The following is an 18,217-nucleotide window of genomic DNA, read 5'->3' as shown; positions in this document are numbered from 1 at the left end:
CGCCGGGTCACGTACCCTGCCCTCTCATCGCGTAGCCGCCCATTGTCCGCACGGGATTAGACGACGCCTCTACCGACTTAGCCCAGCTGCCTGGGCGATAACCTGCATAAAACAATCGGGCATCAGCTGCGCAATATGCGCAATTCCAATCCCCTGCAAACTACACACAACCCGCGCAGCGTCTGCTTTTGCGCAAACTGCGCAGGTGCGCACCAACTGCGCAAAACTGCGCACCCTGGCTCAATGTGGGTTGATACAGATGGTGACCCTGTCAGATCACTGTCGTGGCGCTTCCCTCCAGTCCCCACGCTGACTGTTCCCCCTGCGCCGTCAATGCTGTCGGCCGGGCTTTGTGCATCTGCATCGGGGGTTGATCGTCACCATTACGGGCCAGGACGGACTGTTAACCGTTTCCCGACCCCGGGGGACCGAACCCCGTAGATCAACCTCCGATGTAGACGGCGCCTATGCATGATTTGCACGGGGTCGAACAAGCGTCAGCGAATGCTAATGCTCTGAATAGGCGCAGATGGCCGGCACTGATCCCCGGCTTTCGACGTGGTCCCCAATCTGCCAGATGGGTTGAACCTCGGTGATCAGGTCACCGAACCCGCCGTGCTTTGCGTGCCACGACCTGGCATCGTCACGCATCGTTAGCGCCTCAGCCTGCGCACTCATCTGCAAAAGATGCGTGTCTTCCCACGCTGCCCGCCAATACCACCAAGCATCAACTGGAGGTCATAGGTGCATTGGCTGCTAGTGTTCTTTCGTAACGCGTGACTTCCGGCCATACCGCGTCTAGGCCCTGCCCGAAGGTCCACCCTGGCTGTGGCTCTCGCAACAAATTTTGGGCATAAAAAAACCCCGAATACCGGGGCTTTTACCAAATCAACTCACCATCTGCTTGATGGCACGAACAGCGAAGCCAAGAAGCCTAATACCGAGCCAATCAATACTCCCCAGAAGTCTGCCTTGAACAAAGACACTGAGGGCAACATCCGGCGCGCTTCCATTAAATTTGCGAAATCTCGCGGATCAGTGCCAAAAACTGCACGCCAGCCATTGGGCACTACGAGCAGGATCAAAAAGATTACACCTGCTGTGAAATAAGGCCAGTTACCGTCCAAATCAAAGTACTTCTTCGCACAGAGAAGACCTCCGATAAACAGAAAGGCCCAAAAGCCGGTAGATGCAAATTGCTTAAATAGAACAACTCCATCTGAAATGTCAGCTAGCATCGAAATCCCTCGTCAAATTATCGTTCACACACGGGAACAATAATTTGACGGCATAACTAATAGCAATACGCCACAAACAAAAAACCCGACACATTGGCCGGGCTTTCTGTTCGGGGCGCTTACCTATGCACGCACCGAACCGCAGGTTACGAATCTAAACGGTCACTCGGTCACTGTCAAGCTGCGCTTTGCAGCAGCAGGCCATTCTCCTCGAGCAATGACTCAACGACGATGTGCGCTGCGTTCACTTGATCATCGAGCCAGCGCATGGTCGTTGCCCTCCATCGACGTAGCGTACGGTCAGGCGTTCCGTCCGCGTCCCAAGTGTGGATCTCGTAGAAACTGGCCGGCAGCCCCCGGCGGCGCTCCGGCACCATCCATGCCATAACGCACTTGGTCTTAAACAGATGGTGCGCCGGGCTGACCACTCGGGGGATCAGGTAGCGGGCGGCCTCCTGGACCTCCCCCTCGTTCACCGAGTACTTGCCGGCCAGCGCGTGCCACTGTGCGTCTGCCAAGGTGCGCTTGAGCATTGCCCGCGTCATCGCATCCTGGGTGGTGCGCTCCTCCGGCGATAACCCGTCATCAATCCGACTGGTCAGCAACTCATCATCGGCGGAGGCCTTGAATCGATTCTGCCATGCCGGCTTGGAAGTGCCGTCGTGGATCTCGATTGACATCACTCGGCTGATGCAGTGTCCTGCGTCCTTGTAAATGCTCATGCTGCCCTCCGAATGCGGCGCGGTGGTGGGTTGTCATCCAGGCCGAGGATGTTGCGCAACAGCTTGTCTGCTGACTTGCTCTTGGCGTTGCCCTCGGCCACCCAGCGCTTGCAGTACTCGCAGAACTCGATGTTTACCCTGGTGGCGTGCCAGCTGGCGACCATATCCAGAAGGCAGGCCAATGCCGCAGCACCGCCAACCTTCTCTTGGGCAAGGCCTTCCCCGGCAATCTTCAAGAACTTGCGCTCATGATCCAGCAGACTTTTGCGCGGCAATGCCGCCGTTACGTTACTCATTTGCGGCACTCCCGAGGCTTTTATAAACCTCCATAATCACAATTTGTGGATGCGGGGCGCGGGCCTCGCAAGCCGTGGGCTGTAGCTGAATTCGCGAAAATTGGAATCTAACGCCTGTCTCCTCGGCATTAGCGCTTTCTGCGATGTGGTCTAACACTCCGTTGGCGATCATCATTTCTTCCTCCCCCTGTACTGCTCAGAGAAGGGGCGATTGATCTCCACCTCTTCCTGGGTGGGCTCACGGCCCGCAAAGTCGACGAACCGGGCGAATCTGCCCTGCTGTTGAACTACGCATGAACCAACGGGCGCGTGCCTGCACTTGGGCATGATCAGCTCGGTCGCGCCGTTCTGGCCCTGCTCGTCGTCCATATCTCGGTGAACCAGGATGATACAGTGGGCGTCAGCCTCGATCTGTCCGGAGTCGCGCAGGTCGGAGGCGATCGGCTTCTTGCCAGGCCGTTTTGTTGAGTCGCGGTTGAGTTGGGCGAGCAGAATCACCGGCACGTCTAACTCCTTGGCGATGTTCACAATGCCGGTCGATATCTTTCCGAGTTCGGAGGTGCGGTTGAACGCCTTGCCGTCGGAACCAATCAAGCCGATGTAATCAATGACCACCACGTCTAGGCCGTGCTTCCGCTGAACCTGTCGGCAGATGCTGCGGATGCGCGCCACGGTAAGCCCAGACTTATCACTGACATACAGCGGCTTGCCGTTGATCTTGTTGACGGCTGAGGTCAGGCGCGGCCAGTCGTCGTCCTCAAGCTTCCCACTGTCCAGTACCCGCAGGTCGACGGCACCCAATGACGCCAAGGCCCTGTTTGCCAGTTCTTCCTCGGGCATTTCAAGCGAGAACACCATGCCGACGCCAAGCCCCCCACATGCGATGTGCTGGGCAATTTGCAAACCGAGCGTGGTTTTACCGCTGCCCGGCAGACCGGCGACGATGGTTACCGTCTTCTTGCGCAGACCTCGGATCATCTCGTCCAGTTTTGTAAGTCCGGTGGACAGCCCAGACGCAAGGTTTCCGTTGTATTTCGAGTCAATGATGTCGATATTTCTGGTTACCACTTCATCCATGCGCTTGTAATCGGGCTCGCCGGTGTCGAGGTCGCGAAGGTCGGCCATGGCTTGCTGGGCGCTGGCAATGATCTCTGCCACCGGCCGGTTCTCGCTGGCCGACTCGCGCACGGCGTCGGCGGCATCCACTAAGCGCCGGAGTACTGCCCGCTCGGTAACTGTTCGGGCGTACGCCTTCCAGTTGGCGGTGCTGGGCGTGTTCTTCGCCAGTTCCGCAGCATAAGCGATGGTTGTACCGCCACTCGGCAACACCGGCTTGAAGTCATGAAGGGTGACAGGGTCTACCGGGGCGCCGGTGGCGTGCAGGTCGAGCATCACTTGGAACAGCGCCGCATTTTCCGGATCGTGGAAGTCAGCTGTGGTAACGCTGGCCGTGATCGAGTCGAACAGTTCGCCATCCAGCATCAGGGCGCCGAGTAGCGCATGTTCGGCTTCGTCGCTGTACAACTCGCGATAGAAGTTCATGCGCGCCCCCTTGCTGATGCCCAGGTGAACCCGGCTAGCAACGCGCCGTTTTCGCGGAGTCGATCCAATGCGCGGGCGCCGATGTAATGCTCCAGGCTCGGCAGGGGTTTGCCGTCCACGTCGGTGGTAGGTTTTGCCGGTAGATTCGATACCAGCACCGTGGGTTTTAAGAGCTGGTATCGCTTGTCGATCACCTCATGCAGTACCCCAAGCTCATACGCGGTGCCGGCCTGGGCGCCTACCTCATCGATCACCAGCAGGTCGAAACCCGACAGTTCGTCGATCACGTCGCCTTCGGTGTAACCAGAGTCGCGCGCCATAGAGCGCTTGAATACCCGGATTATCTCGGCGGCGGTGGTGATCACCGCAATGGCCTTCATCTCGATGACCCTCCGAACGATGCTGCAGGCCAGGTGCGTCTTGCCGGTGCCGATATTGCCGGTCATCAGCAGGTTGCGGCCGGCCGGGTAGTGCTGCTCGGCGAAGTCATCGGCGTAGGCCCGGCACTTTTCCAGAGCCGTCGCCATCTCTGGCGTTTTGGCGCGGTAGGTCTCAAACGTGCATCCGGCAAACCGTGGTGTGATTCCAGAGCCAACCAGCGCGCTGTTCAGGCGCTCGGCGGCGAGGTTGGCCAGCGCTTGCGTATGTGCCTCACTGCCCGCCTCGGACACCCGCAACCCGTGGTACTGGCACTGCTTGCATGGCCGGGTTTGCATTGATCCATCGAACTGCTCCACTTCACTTCGGGTTTCCACTTCAGGGTGCTGCGGACAGCCACCCTCGAACGTGCGCATATCAGGTTGGCGACGGAAATTAGAACGCTGGGCCATTGCCGCCTCCTTGGTACATATCCGGGGTGTGGTTGGGCAGGTTGTTGAACGCCTGGCCTGCGGCGGCTGTTGCTGGCTTAAGAACGTCCGTCCAGCGCTCGCCGTTGAGCCAGGTCGACGCCATAGGCACGTACTGGCCGTCATCCTTGGTCCAGTCGCGAGAAAGGCGGTGATTGCCAAGAGCGGTCATCAGTGTGAGGCGTAGATCAGCGTCAGGCTTGAGCTTGTCCCAGGCCTTGCGTGCGTCCTTCTTCGATCTCTTGTTCGGGTACAGCTTCCAGAACACTTCGAAGGCTTCGGCCATGTCCTTGTCAGCCATAGGTTTTTCAATCCTTGCTGCTTTATTCAATCCTTGCTTACCTTCAATACTTACTAGGGGGGGATTTACCGGCGACGGTTCCACCGGGCCCGGATAATCCGTCGCCGGTGATTCCGACACGGTGTAGGAGCGTCCACCGAACTCTCCACCATCTGCTCGTTCAAGCACGATTCGCAGGTATCCAGCCTGCTCCAGCTCGCGGATTAGGCCTCGCACTGCGTCACGGCCTGACGCCTTGCCCAGGCAATCCTTGGTCTGGCCGATCAGGTGGTGCGTGGACACCTCCCAGTGGTCAGGCTTGCCCAGCAGGAACACCAGCAGTCCTCTGGCAGCCCAGCTCAAACGCTGGTCCTCGCTGATCGACTTGTTGAGCAGATAGAAATTTATCTCGGGCCGAGGGGCGCGAATGATGCTCATACGTTCAACTCCCGCGTCACACGGCGCACAAAATCGTCATAGCTCTCACTCATTACGATGCCCGCCTGCTCCAGCATCTCGCGGTGGGCCTTGGCGCCGCCGTACATCTTCCAGCGCTCGCGCTTGGGCAGATCGGCGAACGAGGCATAGCTCGGCCAGGGACCGACGACTACCGGCGCTGTATGAGCGTCCTGGGTGGGGGCAAGAGGGTGGGTAGTGGTCATAGCTTCCCCTCCCTGATCAGTTGAATAATTTCAGCGCTGGTGAACCCGGCCAAAAACAACAAGGCCGCGGTATTGCGGAATTTCCGCTCTTCCTTACGAGTCATTGCAACGTCTCCCCGCCAGCGGAAAAACGCTTCACGGGCGCCTTGATCTTGCGCGGCGCCGCCGGCGAAGCTGGTACCGCAAAAGAAGCGTTGGTCAACAGCATCAACTGAAACACGGCCTTATCAACCCGGCACTTGGCGGTGTAGCGATCACGCTTCGCCTTCCGGAGAGCCTCACACGCGTCGTTGGTGTGCGCGATAACCCCCTCGTAGCGGGGGTCATCAAAGCGGATGCCGCGGTAATTCGGCTCTGGCTGCCCGTGTGCGCGGAAGTAACGCCAGTACTCTTCGTTCAGCTCCTTTCTACGTTTAGCAACAACCAGGTTGGCCTGGTGGTGAGCGATCGACAGGTCGACGATCTGCGCCTTGAGTTCTTTCTGGGTGTACTTTTTCATGCGGAATTCCTCTGGCGCAGCTTGAAGCGGCCTTGCTGAATATCGGGGTGCGTGGCGCGCTCGGCGGTGACGAAGGTGCATTCGACGACGAACCGATCGAAGCGACGGGTGATATCGGCGGTGGGCCAGATCGGGTAAGGCTGGGCGCCCTCGTCAGCGTGCTTGCTGCGCACCATGGCAAACGGCAGTGGCGCGCCGGGGATATCGCGCATCACTGCGTTGATCACCCAGGGCGGCATCCCGTGGCGCAGGTTGATACGCTCGCGGATTGTGGTCATCGATTCGAAGCCGGCCGGCCTGGAGTCGAGGTATCGGACCTGCTCGACACTGGCCACTCGGGTTTCAATGCCGGCGACAGCTTGATCGGTGCGATCCTGGCGGCGCTCCATGTCCACCAGCACCTGGGCGTTTGCCAGCAACTGCTCGGCAAGCGACAGAGGGCGCTGATAACTTCCCGTCTTTCGAACGCTGGGTAGTACTTCACCTACCACCCATTCCTCGAATGCCTCAGCGGCTGGCATCTTCGAGCGCATGACAAGTCGGTAAAGGTCACGTTCTGGGATCACTTTCACATGGCGAACCTGACCCGCCATTTCGACGGGGCAGGTCTGCGCCGCTTTACAGTGAGTGCGGATAGCCTTGTCGGTGTCGACATACTCCAGCAGATCGGCGACATCCTTGGCGACAAACCAAGGCTCCCCGTTGTCATCGGTGATGACACGGATCGCAGTACCTCGAAAGTCGAAGGGGATCAAACTCATTGATCACCCCCACTTTCCCGCGCCACGTTTTCGGATTGCGTGTTTTGTGGCGCGGATTCGCCAAGCTCCTTGAATTGGTCGATAGCGCTATAAACTCCGCCAAAGCCGGTATCGTTGAAGTACTTCGCCACCTCAAACAAAACGCCAATTCCTTTTCCGCCGTCGTGCAGATGGTCTAGGTGGATAGCCTTGATCAATGCGTGCTGCCATTCGAGCACATCTTTGGCCGCGCACAGCTGGAACTCGGCCTCTTGAGCCGCCTCTTGCATGGTTGGTAATGGCGCTTTCATTTGGCAGCTCCCTGGTGAGGGATGTTTTGCAATTTGTAAGCAGCCGCAGCGCCGGCCTCGGCCATGGACATCGAGAGCAAGGCGAGCGAATTGATCAGCCAACCGGCGCTCGTCGCGACTTCTTCGCTCAATTCGTTGCGGCTCGCTGCGTTCGCGATGAGCTCGCCGATAGCCGCAACACCGTGCAGGGTGCTGATCTGGAAGTTGTCGTTGGCGTTTTCCACAGCTTGAAGCCGCTCAACCTGATCAGGCGTGAGTTTCGCGCCCCTTGCTGAGCAAGCTGGAAACTCGCGCTCAACGTCGACCAATAACTGATTCCACATTGGAGGCTTCATTGGCCACCCCCTGAACTCTCAATTTCCGAGGGAAGACCGCGCTGAACAGACCAAAGGAGTGCGCTGACGCTATCGGCCACAAACTTCAATGTGGCCATCCCATCGCAATAGACCATCTCGCCGTAATTCAGGCTGTCATGCATGTGCTGGCAGATCTGGCCGAGGCCAGAAGCAAGGGTGCGCGCCTGCTGAATTGCGTCACGGGAGCCGATACCGGGAACGACCTGGAGCATGTACTCCCCCTTGTTATCGATAGGGGTTTCGCAAAAACCGGCTTCAGTTGTCAGGGTCTCTTGCGCAGTTTGTTGGGCAGTGCTATTTTCCGGGTGCATGAACTCGTCCTCCAACAGACGAAGAAGTATCAAAACGCTTGTCCAACCAAGCGCTGGTAAAGAAGCCCGCCTCCAACAGCGGGCTTTTTTGTGCGTGTCCTTCAGGTCCAACCCCTCGTTACACGACACAAAAATATGCGCCCCCTCCCCTGAGAGGTTCGCTGCCTACCCTGGTCGGGCGGCGGGAATAGATGCCTGGGCGCGCATATCGCGTCCTCCTAAAGTGGAACTCATATCTAAGTAGTGCTGGGCGACTGCCCCGCAACTGCTAAGTTGTTCATCGAAAATATGAAATCTGCCTGATACGCCATTTACTTTGGCGCATATGGCGCCCGCGCATGCGCGGAAGTGAAGTTTTCGCATGCGAAAACCTGCCATCTTCGGAGTCGCCTCCGGAGGGATATCGGAGGGAGCAGCCGTCACTAAGCAACACGATGCTGGGTACTGGATGAATTCACAGCAGCGATAGCAGTCTGCCCAACAGCACTGACTTGACCCACAATGTCTTCAAGGTCGAGGCGAGCCTTTTCCCGGCTCCCACCGGATGGGAACCCTTTGAACTCCAGGGCAGAAAAAACACCAGGAGCGCGCTCAGAAACCAAAATTAAACGACCGGACTTGAGAGCCTTGCTGATCGTGGTCTGACTGGAACCTAAGATTCTTGCTGCTTCGTCCTGACCGCGATCAGACACAAAGTCACTGAGGAGGATGGGCGTCATGGGCTCACCTAAAATTGGCACATGCCGCGAAAGATAACCTGCGGTGTTTTTATTGTAAACACCGCAGGTTTTTTGTTTTTCAACACCGAAGGTTATAGGCTTGCGGGATGAAGAAAAGACTGCTCACAGACACCGAACTCGCGGAGTGCAACGCACTCAAGCGGATCTATAACGCGAAGAAGAAAGAGCTTGGCCTGAGCCAGGAGAAGGTCGCAGAGGCGTTTGGTATGTCCCAAACGGCGATCAGCATGTACTTAAATGGCTTGAACGCTTTGAATGTAATGAGCGCTGCCCGGTTCTCCAGCCTGTTGAAAGAGCCGGTATCTTCTTTTAGCCCGAGAATCGCTGGCACCATCGAGCGCTTGGCGAAAATCAACGTATCGACCGATGCAACGCCAGAGAATACTGATGAGGGTGTATCGCTAAGCCCTATCAAGGTTTGGGACGATGCCACCCCCCTTAGTGATGATGAGGTTTATGTCCCATTTCTCAGGGAAGTAGAGCTGGACGCTGGGTCTGGTCGATACTCCATTGAGGATAATGACTCCTCACTTCTGCGATTCGCAAAACGTGATTTACGCAATAACAACGTGCAGTTTTCCAACGCACGCTGTGTAACTGTGCGTGGAAACAGCATGTTTCCGGTGCTTCGGGACGGAGCAACAGTCGGGGTAAATACAGGCAAGACATCCCTCGGTGACGTGGTCGATGGCGATCTGTATGCAATTAACCACAATGGTCAGCTGCGCGTGAAGCAGCTCTACAGGCTACCCACCGGCTTGCGATTCCGCAGCTTCAACCGCGACGAGTATCCCGACGAGGACTACACCTATCAGGACATTCAGGATCATCAAATATCGCTCATAGGACACGTATTCTGGTGGGGAATGTTCGCCAGGTAGTTGTCTTCGCAAAACCCAAGCCGCATTGAGCGGCTTTTTTTTCGCCTAAAAAAACACCGCAGGTGCGTGGACCGGGGAACACCGCGCAAATAAATAAAACCGCTGGTGTTGACACAAAATAAAACCGCAAGTAATGTTAATCCCATCGAGACCCCGTATGGAGTAACCATCATGATCACCATCACCGCCGGCAAATGGGAAGGAACACTGGGCCAAGGCCTTGCTCCCCGAGAGCTGGAAGCCACTCTTTACGCGGCAGCAGACTTGACCGCTAAAGAGATCGCACGGCTGATGGGAATCACTCCAGGGACCGTCTCAAAGCGTTTGGACGACGCGAAGTTCAAGTTGGGCGTGCGCAGCATTCGTGGACTGGTGATGGAGGCCTATCGGCGTGGCTTGATTCGATCTTGCCCTCCAGATCCGAAGCAATCCGGCACTGAACACGATGGCGTGTTCCTGGCCTGATTCGGCAACAACCTAGACGTTAATCAAACATTTTTTTTGAAAGCCAAAAGCGCGGCAGGGATTCGTTCGGCCTGAAAAAGGCCAGCTTTGCCGGTTCTCAACTCAAACCTAAATCCTCAATCAACTGCAGGAGCTGGACATGGAACGTAAAAAACTCAACATCTGGAGGTTGCTCCGAAACATCATCATTGGAGCAACTGTTGCCGCCGTTATAAGCGCAGTGCTCACTGAGACCGCGCCTGACATCGTCAGCCCTTCATGTGGTGAAAACGCTGTGTTTGCGTTTTTGATGATTGCGCTTTCTGCGGGGATGTACGGCATCTTCGCGATGCTCGGTCTTGCAGATAGCGCGAAGGAAAGTTCAGCAGCCGAGGGTTTTGTTGCGGTCTCCGAGTCGTTACACATCGATGAGCGCGTAAAGCTCGCAGCGAATGCCCGTCGTTATGAGTTCTTGCGCGACGTCGCATTCAATCTGGCGCTACCGATCAAGGTGCGAGATATCTACGGCAACTTGCTGGTGAGAGACGACCTCGACAACGAGCTCGATCGCGTAATGAGAGCATTTGCCGTCGGCGCGGATGCACAGCCATGAAGCGCCGCCAAATATCCCCCTCTGCCCTGCCCGCTATCGGCCAACCATTCGCGGGCGGCTTCTACGCCGGACGGATCTACTTCGATGGCGCCGAGTTTGCACTCATCGACGCCGGCCGCGAGTACGAAACCACCGCTCACTGGTGGGACCAGGAAGGCCCCAAGCCTCGAATCCGCGGCACCCAAAGCCGGTACGACGGTATGGTCAACACCAAGGCCATGGCCGAAGAAGGCAGCGCTATCGCCCGCAAGGTGCTGGGGATGAACGTGCGCGGCTCCTGGGGCTGGCACATCCCATCTATTGAGGAGCTGAATGTGTTGCGCTCCAACCTGCTCCAGCTTGAGGACTGGGGGCGCGATAGCTTCGGGCCTTTAAAAGACGCACCGAATGCATTCGCGTGCACGCACACCTACTGGTCCAGTACACAGAAGGAAGGGTCGTCCACGGCCTGGTGCATGCACATGCTTCCTTGGAGCTGTCCGGACAGCAACTGGGTTAGCCAGTGCAAGGGCATCCGTCCGGTGAAGGTGCTGCAGATCAAAGCCGATGCCTTTGTGCATGATCCTGTGAGTGATGCGCGGACCGTGGAGAAGATCGCCGCCCAGGTCGACCTGCAAGGCTTGACCGCCAGCCCTGCGGTTGCCGAGGTGCTAGGCCAGTTCATCAACGAGGACACCGGCCGTTTCTATGGCCGCACCGATGACCTGCTGGCCCAACTGGCGATGATCGCCGGGGAGTCTCGCCCATGAGCAAGTTCAGGCGGTTCGAACGTAACACCACCGGTCGAGACTTCGCCGTGGGCGATGTGCATGGACACTTCACCAAACTTCAGGCCGCGCTGGATGCCGTTGGCTTCAACCCTGCCGCTGATCGCCTGTTCAGCGTGGGCGATCTGGTCGACCGTGGCCCTGAATCTGCCGATGTGGATACATGGCTTAGTAAGCCGTGGTTCTTCGCCGTCCAGGGCAACCATGAAGCGATGGTGTATGACGCCTATCACTTCGACCCTGATGGTCGCGCAGGCAACCTGCACGTTGCGAACGGTGGTGCCTGGATGCTGGGCCTGCCATCTGTTGAGCGTGGCTGCTATGCCGCCTTGCTGGCTGACCTACCGGTGGCGATTGAGGTTGAGACCGCTGAAGGTTTGGTCGGGATCGTGCACGCCGATTGCCCTTTCCCTGTTTGGTCGATGCTGCGCGATTCGCTCAACAGCGAAATGCCCGGCCTGCTGAAAGTCGATGCTGTTTGCCAGTGGTCGCGCAGCCGTATCACGGACGAGAACTGCGAAGGTATCAGCGGGGTGCGCGCGGTTATCGTCGGGCATACCCCCGTGCGCCAACCGGCAATCCTTGGCAACGTCTACCACATCGACACCGGCGCCTGGATGGGTGGCCACTTCACGCTGATCAATCTGGCCACGCTGCAATGCTACCCGCCGGTTAATCCGAAACTGAGCTGGGACTGGGAGGAGAGCTAATGAAAACCATCATCGCCGTGATCCTGCTGCTGATCGTTAGCCAGGCCACCGCCGGCGAGCAATTGATCGACGTCCAGCACGACAGCGTGCGCGGCGTCACCTGCTGGATATTGAACAATACCGGCATCAGCTGCTTGCCGGACAGTTCGCTCCTACAGACGCCCGCAAGTACCGCTTCCGACGAAACCCAGGCGGCACGGGCTTCTATGGCAACTTCCATGTGCCAAAGCGGGCAATTGCCCGCCGCCAAGCTCCCGCAGAAAAAGGGGCTCCAGCTATGAGCCGCCGTAACGGAACCAAAGGCCAACGCCTGATCGAGCTGTTCAACGCCCTGCAGCGCCGGGAGACCACCTTCGGCCAGATCTACGCAATGTCGGCATCGTGCGGGATCGACGCGCGCCGGGTGCTGGCTGACCACTTTCAGCAGGTTCATGGTCGTGCGTAAGAACCGTGGCGGGAGGAAGCGCGTGCGCTGGACTGACGCGGAAGACGCCACGCTCCGCAGACTCTACGCCGATAGCTCGCCAGCAACCCTTGGGCAGCAACTGCCTGGCCGGACTTACAGCTCGATCATCACTCGAGCGCACGCTCTTGGCGTGAGCAAAAGCCAGAAGTATTTGCGGGAGGTCGGTCAAGCGAGCATGAAGATCGGCGTGGAGCGCTTCGGAAAGGAGCTTTGGGAAAAGCCAATCGGGTCAACTCGAAACAGTGGAGACAGGACCCTCTTAAAAGTCGCAAGCCCTGATGTTTGGGTGGCTCTGCACATCCATGTATGGGAGCAAGCAAACGGGCCAGTACCTGAAGGAATGATGGTGGTGGCCAAGGATGGAAACCTAAAAAACGCCGACCTGAAGAATTTGTGTTTGCGAACTTTCAGCGAACACGTAGTTCGATGCTGCCCGAACTATCGACACCTCCCTGAAGAGGTGGTCGACATCCTGCACCTGCAGAACGAAATCAAAAAAGAGATTAAGCGGAGAAAGTCATGAAAAACAAACTGAGCGACCTGCGCGACCACCTCTTTGCACAGCTTGAAGCGGTACGCGAAGCCACTGACGAGAACCTGGCCAAGGAAGTATCGCGAGCCCAGTCCGTCTCCAACATTAGTCGCGTGCTGATCGAAAGCGCCAAGGTAGAGATCGAGTATTTCCGCCACATTGGCGGCGAGAACAGCGCCAGCAGCTTTATTGAGTCGAAACCAGCCCTGCCGCCGGTGAACAGGAGTTGACCATGAGCAGCAAACCGATTTTCGACGGCGAAAAGTTGGCACTACTTCGGGCGCGGGCCGGCACCACCCAGCGAGACCTTGCTGAAAATGTTGGGACGACTGCGACCATGATTTGCCGATATGAAGCGGGGACTTGCCAGCCCAGGCTGAAGGCGGTCGTGCGTCTGGAGGAAGCGTTTTGCATCGAGCGCGGCGGCCTGTACCTGAAGGTCGCGCCACCATCCACGGATACCGAAGACGTGTCGAGACACGAAGGCGGGCAGACATGAGCGCCGCTAGAGTTATAGAGTTTGAGGAGTTGCAGCGGATCACCGGCTATAGGCGGCGTGCTGACGTGGAGAAGGCGTTGCGCGGGGAAGGAATACGGATATTCCTCGGTAAAAAGGGGCCTTGGACCACAGTCGACCTGGTCAACCAGGCGGGCGGTCTCAAGCCAATCGATCAAGAAAAGTATGACGCGGACATTGTATGAAGCGAGGAAGGAAGCGCCAGCACAACCCGAACATTCCTGGCCATATTGACCAGGCCGCCCTGCCACGCTCGGTGTATTTTGACCACCGCGGGACGGGGTGCTGGTACATACTGTACTTCAACGAGGCCGGTCGTCGCCAGCGGCAGAATATATGCGCGGGTAACGTGACGCTTTCGGAGCTTCACCGGCTGATCGAGGAGCGCAACGGCGTGGACCGAGACAGCCTGCAGTATCTCTGCGACGAGTTCCACAAAAGCGTTCAGTACATGGCTCTCAGCGAGAAAACCCACGACGACTACGTCTATTCCCGCGATGTGCTACTGGCGTTCCCAACAAAGCTCGGCAAGCCGCTGGGCGAGCTGGCGGTGCTCAAGTTCACCCCTGCGCTGATCCAGCGGGTAATCGACAAGATCGCCCAGGAAGGCAAACCATCGAAGGCCGCACACGCCCTGCGCTACCTGCGCCGTGTGATGCAGTGGGGCCGCAACCGTGGATTCGTGAAGGAAAACCCGGCCAAGGGCATCGAGTCGCCGAAAGAGCGCAAGCAGCGCCGGCTGCCTGACGACACGGTCATGGTCAACCTAATCAGGTTCGCGCAGCAGCAAGGCCAGCTTAAGAGCGGCCAGGCCGGGGCATGTTCGCCTTACCTCTGGTATGTGATGGAGATAGGCTACCTCTGCCGCCTGCGCGGTATCGAGACAATCACCCTCACCGACGAGAACGAGCTCCCCGAAGGCGTGCTCACCAACCGCCGCAAAGGAAGTCGGGACAATATCGTACGCTGGACGCCTCGGCTGCGCGCTGCCTGGGATGCGGCCAAGGCCGTCAGGTCGGAGACGTGGGAAAGAAAGCGTGTTCCGTTGCCGATCCGCGCCGACCAGCGCTTCCTGATCATCGCCGCCTCCGGCAGACAGCTGTCTAAGTCGGGTCTTGATACAGCCTTCCAACGGCTGATCGTGCAGGCGATCGAAAAAGGCGTACTAACTGAAGAGCAGCGCTTCGGGATGCACGACTTCAAGCGCAAGGGCATCACTGACACGGTGGGCACTCGGGCGGACAAGCAGCAGGCTTCAGGACACAAGGATGAGGCTATGATGGACGTCTACGATCTCAGCCTACCGGTAGTTAATCCTTCGGCAGAATGAAAAAAGCCCTGGCAATCAGGGCTTAGATATTCAGAAGGAGGCGAGCTGCTTAACGAGCTTAGGCATAAAGCTCATTCTGGCAGGCTGATCTTGCAACCCTAAGAGTCCGTAGATCTCGCCACCAATACCAGGAACCACCTCCCCGTCAGACGTCTTCTCGCTGTCGATAGCCAGGTAGATAAAGACGAACTTGCTAGCAACGTCCTCCGAGAATTCCTTCCTCAAAGACTGCTCAGATTTAGCATGCATGACGGGAGAAACAATGTAGATTTTGTCTACATTTACCTGTTCGATCAGTTCCAAAATATTAGTTCGCACAACGCAGCTGCCTGATATCACAGCTTTAGCAATCACCAACGTATTGGAGGACTCATATCCAGGCTCCAAAAACTTGTGAACTACCGGCGCTATGCTTCCACCTGGAACGCTGTAGTGATGGTTCCAGAACACGGCAGCTTTCGTGGCATGATCGAGTTTCAACGACTCGTAGATACCACGGGTTAAATAATCAGCATCTTCTGCTGTAGAAGCCAGCAAGCAAGAATCAGACTTAGGGATAGCTCCTGCCACTCGCTCGCCAAGGATAGAGCCCAGCTCGTACATAGTTTTTGCATACTGTGCAGGGTTTCCTCGAGCATCGAGTAGCGCAGCCAGCGCGCTGCGAGCAGCCCCGCCTTCCTCGGCTAAGGCACTGTATTCCCTTCTCACAATGCTCATCTGCTATCCCCTATGGGCTTCTGTTTTACGAGTTGTGCTGCTTCAAGTGACATCAGAAATTCGAAAACGTCACCTCTGGACCTCAGCTCGGCCAAAATTTCAGACGGTGGCTCCGGTACGTCAAATTCCACTATAGCAACAAAGCCATTACGCGCAATTTGGAAGGCGCCACATTCTACAGTAGCTGGGGGTAGCTGGAAAGCCTCAAGCAATCCCCGTAGCCAATCTGGTACTGGTTTAGCCTCTGCCATATCCACCACGCCAGGCAAAAAATTAGGCTTCAGCGAACGCTTGGCGCTGAGAAGCACCTCGCCTACGTTACGTCCAGACACGTTATCAGCACACCATTCACCTAACACTACGCGAAAAGCCGTGTCAAGAGTAGATAGATTGTTTGAGTTACAAAGCGTTCGGAGCGCGGCCCTCAAAGGCGGATGCTCTTTGATAAGGCTGTTGGACTCTTTCAGATGCGGGAAATGCTCAGATTTCGAATATGCCTTCATCTCCGCTGGGATTTTCGCATCGTTGGCGGCCGCTTTCTGGCTGTCACTGACAAGAAGAATTTGAAAAGCAGACGCAGCCTGATGCACTCCTATATCCATCTTCTGCTGCATCTCAAACCTTTCCTGCATATCAGCATCCCAGTCGGCTGCGGCGCCAGACGAGTTTTTGGCTTGAAAATTTATCTTCACCAGGTCAGGAAGGTGGCGGACGCAGACATCGTCAACGAACGCTGCTTCCTGGCACGAAATATAGAAGTCGTTAGCTATTGAGCCGTGGGAACCGCCGATCATGCAGATCTTGCTAGCAGCGTAAAAGTTCTCAAAGTCCGCGCCTTTCTTATTATTATCGCCACCGCGGCCGATATTTTTGAGGCGCTTCAACCATTCCTCACCGAACGTCTGGCCCACAAAATTCAGCACATCTGCTTCAGATTTCCCTTGCATTTATAATCCTTTCGAAATTTTGATAACACTTCAGCGCATCAGGTGAAGCCAAACTCTCATTCTAACGACACTTATCCACAGGGATCGTCAGTGTACGGCCTCCCTTCATCCCGCTCAATCTCCACGTACATTAGCCGGAACTGTCCTTACACTAGCGCCTTGTAAGCTTATGTCTCGCGTACATTAAAGTGCTCAAAACCATTAATTTATGGTGCTAAGCCAACTGACTTGTAATCAGTAGGTCCCGGGTTCGACTCCTGGTGCCGGCACCATATAAGACGAAGCCCTCACAGCAATGTGAGGGCTTTGTTGTTTCTGGCGTAAGCATCAGCGCGCTCGCTACACACACAGCTGGCCACATCGACTGTGATGTCGTTCGTCTCTGCGCTCATTCGTGCCCTCGCCCTTGGCTGAGGCCTCACCCCTATCAATAGCTTTTGGTCCGGCTGAAAAACGACTTTGCCCTACCGAATGATTGATGGAGAATGCGCCACGGCAAGGAAAGCGCTGCACTTGAGCGGCCCGTCATGCACACATTTCATCATTCAATTACCAACGGAGCGGTGCGTGATTAATCGCGACAATTCATTCGACCTGATCAGGCACCTAGCGGCGCTGGCAGTTCTTGTAAGCCACCACTACGTACTTTCCGGCCAGCAAGAACCCATGTTGCAGGGCTACAACTCGTTGGGGGCGATTGCCGTATTGGCATTCTTCGCCATATCCGGCTTCCTCATCACTCAAAGCTTTCTAAATACTCGCAGCTTCTACCACTACATGGAGAAGCGAATCGCGCGAATTTTTCCTGCCTTGATCGCCTGTGCATTTGTGATGGTTTACCTCTGCGGGCCTGCATTCAGCAAAGACGGTTTGGGCTATGCATTCAGCCTGGAGTCGTTGACAGACTTTTTGAAAGTGTCGGCGTTTGGCCGCGCGGACATAGGCGACATTACCAGCACCTTCATATTTAAAGATTCGTTCAACGGAAGCTTGTGGTCGCTGAAAATTGAGTTTGGCTGCTACGTGCTGCTCGCGTTGACGCTGCTGGTACTGCGCAGGGCAGCCGTGCCGCTGATCATCGCACTTGCCTTTTGCATAACCACCTACCTATGCAGCACGTCAGCACACCCGATGGCGCCGAAGCTACTGGTGTACTCAACCGTCGGGATTGCATTTTTCATAGGGTCTTCGCTGTATTTCTTTCGAGCTGCGTTCAGCAGCTCGAAAGCGAAACTATTGATCGGCATTCTGTCGGCAGCACTTATTCTGGTCTCCCTGAACACACCGTTGGTTATGGTGTTTGCAAGTATCGGGGTAAGTCTTCTGGTGCTGTCACTTGGAACGTTGTGCAAAGATCGAATCATTAAATCTCGATTCGATATTTCGTATGGGATGTATCTCTACGCCTTCCCCGTGCAGCAACTCATGATCAATACGACGGCACTGAGCTTCTACGCTTCAATGCTGGCAACTGCGGCAGTTGTGATCGTGCTGGCCACCTTGTCGTGGCTGTTTATCGAGAAGCCTGCACTGAACTATGTGCATCGAAAGTCCCGACACCAGGAAAGCGCTGCAACAATGGCGTAGAGCAGTTTCATGCCGTGATGAACCTCGCGGAGTGTTGCCTGGCGGTCTCGACACGACTGACGCTCGGCCGCGAACTCAGCGACAGAGCCTGAGAGCCCGATTTTGAGACAGGCGCGAAAAGCGCCACGCAGTCGTTAAACCACCGAACGTGGTGGCTCTCA

At 56.6% G+C, this 18,217-nt stretch carries 25 protein-coding genes and 2 pseudogenes; 13 read left to right on the top strand and 14 right to left on the bottom strand.

From position 1 onward, the window contains the following. Nucleotides 1-893 precede the first annotated feature (893 nt). From AB5I78_RS01565 to AB5I78_RS01510, 12 genes and pseudogenes are all read right to left on the bottom strand, one after another. A complete protein-coding gene (locus AB5I78_RS01565; RefSeq protein ID WP_369301745.1) occupies nt 894-1,238 on the bottom strand; it encodes a hypothetical protein in 345 nt (114 codons plus the stop codon). A 176-nt stretch (nt 1,239-1,414) separates the two neighbouring features. Then, nucleotides 1,415-1,960, bottom strand: coding sequence for a hypothetical protein (locus AB5I78_RS01560; RefSeq protein WP_177021553.1), 546 nt, complete (start codon nt 1,958-1,960; stop codon nt 1,415-1,417). Further along, entirely contained in the window at nt 1,957-2,256 is a 300-nt protein-coding gene (locus AB5I78_RS01555) for a hypothetical protein (RefSeq protein ID WP_369301746.1), read from the bottom strand. The genes AB5I78_RS01560 and AB5I78_RS01555 overlap by 4 nt, the downstream gene beginning before the upstream one ends. Before the next feature lie 171 nt (nt 2,257-2,427). Beyond that, the gene (locus tag AB5I78_RS01550) at nt 2,428-3,798 is read right to left on the bottom strand and encodes a replicative DNA helicase (RefSeq protein ID WP_369301747.1); all 1,371 of its coding nucleotides are present in this window, start codon (nt 3,796-3,798) and stop codon (nt 2,428-2,430) included. Then, nucleotides 3,795-4,628, bottom strand: coding sequence for an ATP-binding protein (locus tag AB5I78_RS01545; RefSeq protein ID WP_369301748.1), 834 nt, complete (start codon nt 4,626-4,628; stop codon nt 3,795-3,797). The genes AB5I78_RS01550 and AB5I78_RS01545 overlap by 4 nt, the downstream gene beginning before the upstream one ends. Further along, on the bottom strand, nt 4,612-5,364 hold the full coding sequence (locus AB5I78_RS01540) for a hypothetical protein (protein ID WP_369301749.1): 753 nt from the start codon (nt 5,362-5,364) through the stop codon (nt 4,612-4,614). The genes AB5I78_RS01545 and AB5I78_RS01540 overlap by 17 nt, the downstream gene beginning before the upstream one ends. Then, nucleotides 5,361-5,588: a hypothetical protein gene (locus AB5I78_RS01535; protein WP_369301750.1), complete on the bottom strand. Its 228-nt coding sequence runs from the start codon at nt 5,586-5,588 to the stop codon at nt 5,361-5,363. Before AB5I78_RS01535 ends, AB5I78_RS01540 begins: the two co-directional genes overlap by 4 nt. Nucleotides 5,589-5,688: 100 nt before the next feature. Next, on the bottom strand, nt 5,689-6,087 hold the full coding sequence (locus tag AB5I78_RS01530) for a hypothetical protein (RefSeq protein WP_369301751.1): 399 nt from the start codon (nt 6,085-6,087) through the stop codon (nt 5,689-5,691). Next, nucleotides 6,084-6,848: pseudogene (locus tag AB5I78_RS01525) on the bottom strand (Bro-N domain-containing protein); the annotation flags it as partial. The gene AB5I78_RS01530 and the pseudogene AB5I78_RS01525, both read right to left, overlap by 4 nt. 286 nt (nt 6,849-7,134) lie before the next feature. Further along, nucleotides 7,135-7,461 (bottom strand): hypothetical protein, encoded by a 327-nt coding sequence (locus tag AB5I78_RS01520; RefSeq protein ID WP_369301752.1) that lies wholly within the window; start codon nt 7,459-7,461, stop codon nt 7,135-7,137. An 8-nt stretch (nt 7,462-7,469) separates the two neighbouring features. Then, nucleotides 7,470-7,805 (bottom strand): hypothetical protein, encoded by a 336-nt coding sequence (locus AB5I78_RS01515; protein WP_369301753.1) that lies wholly within the window; start codon nt 7,803-7,805, stop codon nt 7,470-7,472. A gap of 422 nt (nt 7,806-8,227) precedes the next feature. Further along, the gene (locus tag AB5I78_RS01510; protein ID WP_369301754.1) at nt 8,228-8,524 is read right to left on the bottom strand and encodes a Cro/CI family transcriptional regulator; all 297 of its coding nucleotides are present in this window, start codon (nt 8,522-8,524) and stop codon (nt 8,228-8,230) included. A gap of 107 nt (nt 8,525-8,631) precedes the next feature. On the opposite strand from AB5I78_RS01510, the gene AB5I78_RS01505 reads away from it, so the two are divergent. The 12 genes and pseudogenes from AB5I78_RS01505 to xerC all read left to right on the top strand — a co-directional run bounded on the left by AB5I78_RS01505 (nt 8,632) and on the right by xerC (nt 14,805). Beyond that, nucleotides 8,632-9,426, top strand: coding sequence for a S24 family peptidase (locus AB5I78_RS01505; protein WP_369301755.1), 795 nt, complete (start codon nt 8,632-8,634; stop codon nt 9,424-9,426). A gap of 171 nt (nt 9,427-9,597) precedes the next feature. Beyond that, nucleotides 9,598-9,828: pseudogene (locus tag AB5I78_RS01500) on the top strand (response regulator transcription factor); the annotation flags it as partial. Nucleotides 9,829-10,030: 202 nt separating this feature from the next. Then, nucleotides 10,031-10,483, top strand: coding sequence for a hypothetical protein (locus tag AB5I78_RS01495; protein ID WP_369301756.1), 453 nt, complete (start codon nt 10,031-10,033; stop codon nt 10,481-10,483). Next, a complete protein-coding gene (locus tag AB5I78_RS01490; RefSeq protein WP_369301757.1) occupies nt 10,480-11,232 on the top strand; it encodes a hypothetical protein in 753 nt (250 codons plus the stop codon). Before AB5I78_RS01495 ends, AB5I78_RS01490 begins: the two co-directional genes overlap by 4 nt. After that, on the top strand, nt 11,229-11,960 hold the full coding sequence (locus tag AB5I78_RS01485; protein ID WP_369301758.1) for a metallophosphoesterase: 732 nt from the start codon (nt 11,229-11,231) through the stop codon (nt 11,958-11,960). Before AB5I78_RS01490 ends, AB5I78_RS01485 begins: the two co-directional genes overlap by 4 nt. Further along, a complete protein-coding gene (locus AB5I78_RS01480) occupies nt 11,960-12,241 on the top strand; it encodes a hypothetical protein (RefSeq protein ID WP_369301759.1) in 282 nt (93 codons plus the stop codon). The genes AB5I78_RS01485 and AB5I78_RS01480 overlap by 1 nt, the downstream gene beginning before the upstream one ends. After that, nucleotides 12,238-12,405: a hypothetical protein gene (locus AB5I78_RS01475; RefSeq protein WP_369301760.1), complete on the top strand. Its 168-nt coding sequence runs from the start codon at nt 12,238-12,240 to the stop codon at nt 12,403-12,405. Before AB5I78_RS01480 ends, AB5I78_RS01475 begins: the two co-directional genes overlap by 4 nt. After that, the gene (locus AB5I78_RS01470) at nt 12,398-12,949 is read left to right on the top strand and encodes an HNH endonuclease signature motif containing protein (protein ID WP_369301761.1); all 552 of its coding nucleotides are present in this window, start codon (nt 12,398-12,400) and stop codon (nt 12,947-12,949) included. The genes AB5I78_RS01475 and AB5I78_RS01470 overlap by 8 nt, the downstream gene beginning before the upstream one ends. Next, nucleotides 12,946-13,188: a hypothetical protein gene (locus AB5I78_RS01465; protein WP_369301762.1), complete on the top strand. Its 243-nt coding sequence runs from the start codon at nt 12,946-12,948 to the stop codon at nt 13,186-13,188. Before AB5I78_RS01470 ends, AB5I78_RS01465 begins: the two co-directional genes overlap by 4 nt. A gap of 2 nt (nt 13,189-13,190) precedes the next feature. Continuing rightward, complete coding sequence (locus tag AB5I78_RS01460; protein WP_369301763.1) at nt 13,191-13,457, top strand: multiprotein-bridging factor 1 family protein; 267 nt, start codon at nt 13,191-13,193, stop codon at nt 13,455-13,457. Continuing rightward, nucleotides 13,454-13,660, top strand: coding sequence for a DUF4224 domain-containing protein (locus AB5I78_RS01455; protein WP_369301764.1), 207 nt, complete (start codon nt 13,454-13,456; stop codon nt 13,658-13,660). The genes AB5I78_RS01460 and AB5I78_RS01455 overlap by 4 nt, the downstream gene beginning before the upstream one ends. Further along, on the top strand, nt 13,657-14,805 hold the full coding sequence (gene xerC, locus AB5I78_RS01450; RefSeq protein ID WP_369301765.1) for a tyrosine recombinase XerC: 1,149 nt from the start codon (nt 13,657-13,659) through the stop codon (nt 14,803-14,805). The genes AB5I78_RS01455 and xerC overlap by 4 nt, the downstream gene beginning before the upstream one ends. 30 nt (nt 14,806-14,835) lie before the next feature. Here xerC and AB5I78_RS01445 read toward each other — a convergent pair whose 3' ends face one another. Continuing rightward, nucleotides 14,836-15,522 (bottom strand): hypothetical protein, encoded by a 687-nt coding sequence (locus AB5I78_RS01445; protein WP_369301766.1) that lies wholly within the window; start codon nt 15,520-15,522, stop codon nt 14,836-14,838. Beyond that, a complete protein-coding gene (locus AB5I78_RS01440) occupies nt 15,519-16,469 on the bottom strand; it encodes a hypothetical protein (RefSeq protein ID WP_369301767.1) in 951 nt (316 codons plus the stop codon). Before AB5I78_RS01440 ends, AB5I78_RS01445 begins: the two co-directional genes overlap by 4 nt. A gap of 567 nt (nt 16,470-17,036) precedes the next feature. Here AB5I78_RS01440 and AB5I78_RS01435 point away from each other — a divergent pair. Then, a complete protein-coding gene (locus AB5I78_RS01435; RefSeq protein WP_369301768.1) occupies nt 17,037-18,056 on the top strand; it encodes an acyltransferase family protein in 1,020 nt (339 codons plus the stop codon). Nucleotides 18,057-18,217: the final 161 nt, after the last annotated feature.

The sequence above is a fragment of the Pseudomonas sp. N2-3-1-14 genome, assembly GCF_041228395.1.
GTDB lineage: Bacteria > Pseudomonadota > Gammaproteobacteria > Pseudomonadales > Pseudomonadaceae > Aquipseudomonas.
Note: the sequence above shows the minus strand (reverse complement) of the source record. Positions and strands in the feature narration are given on the sequence as shown.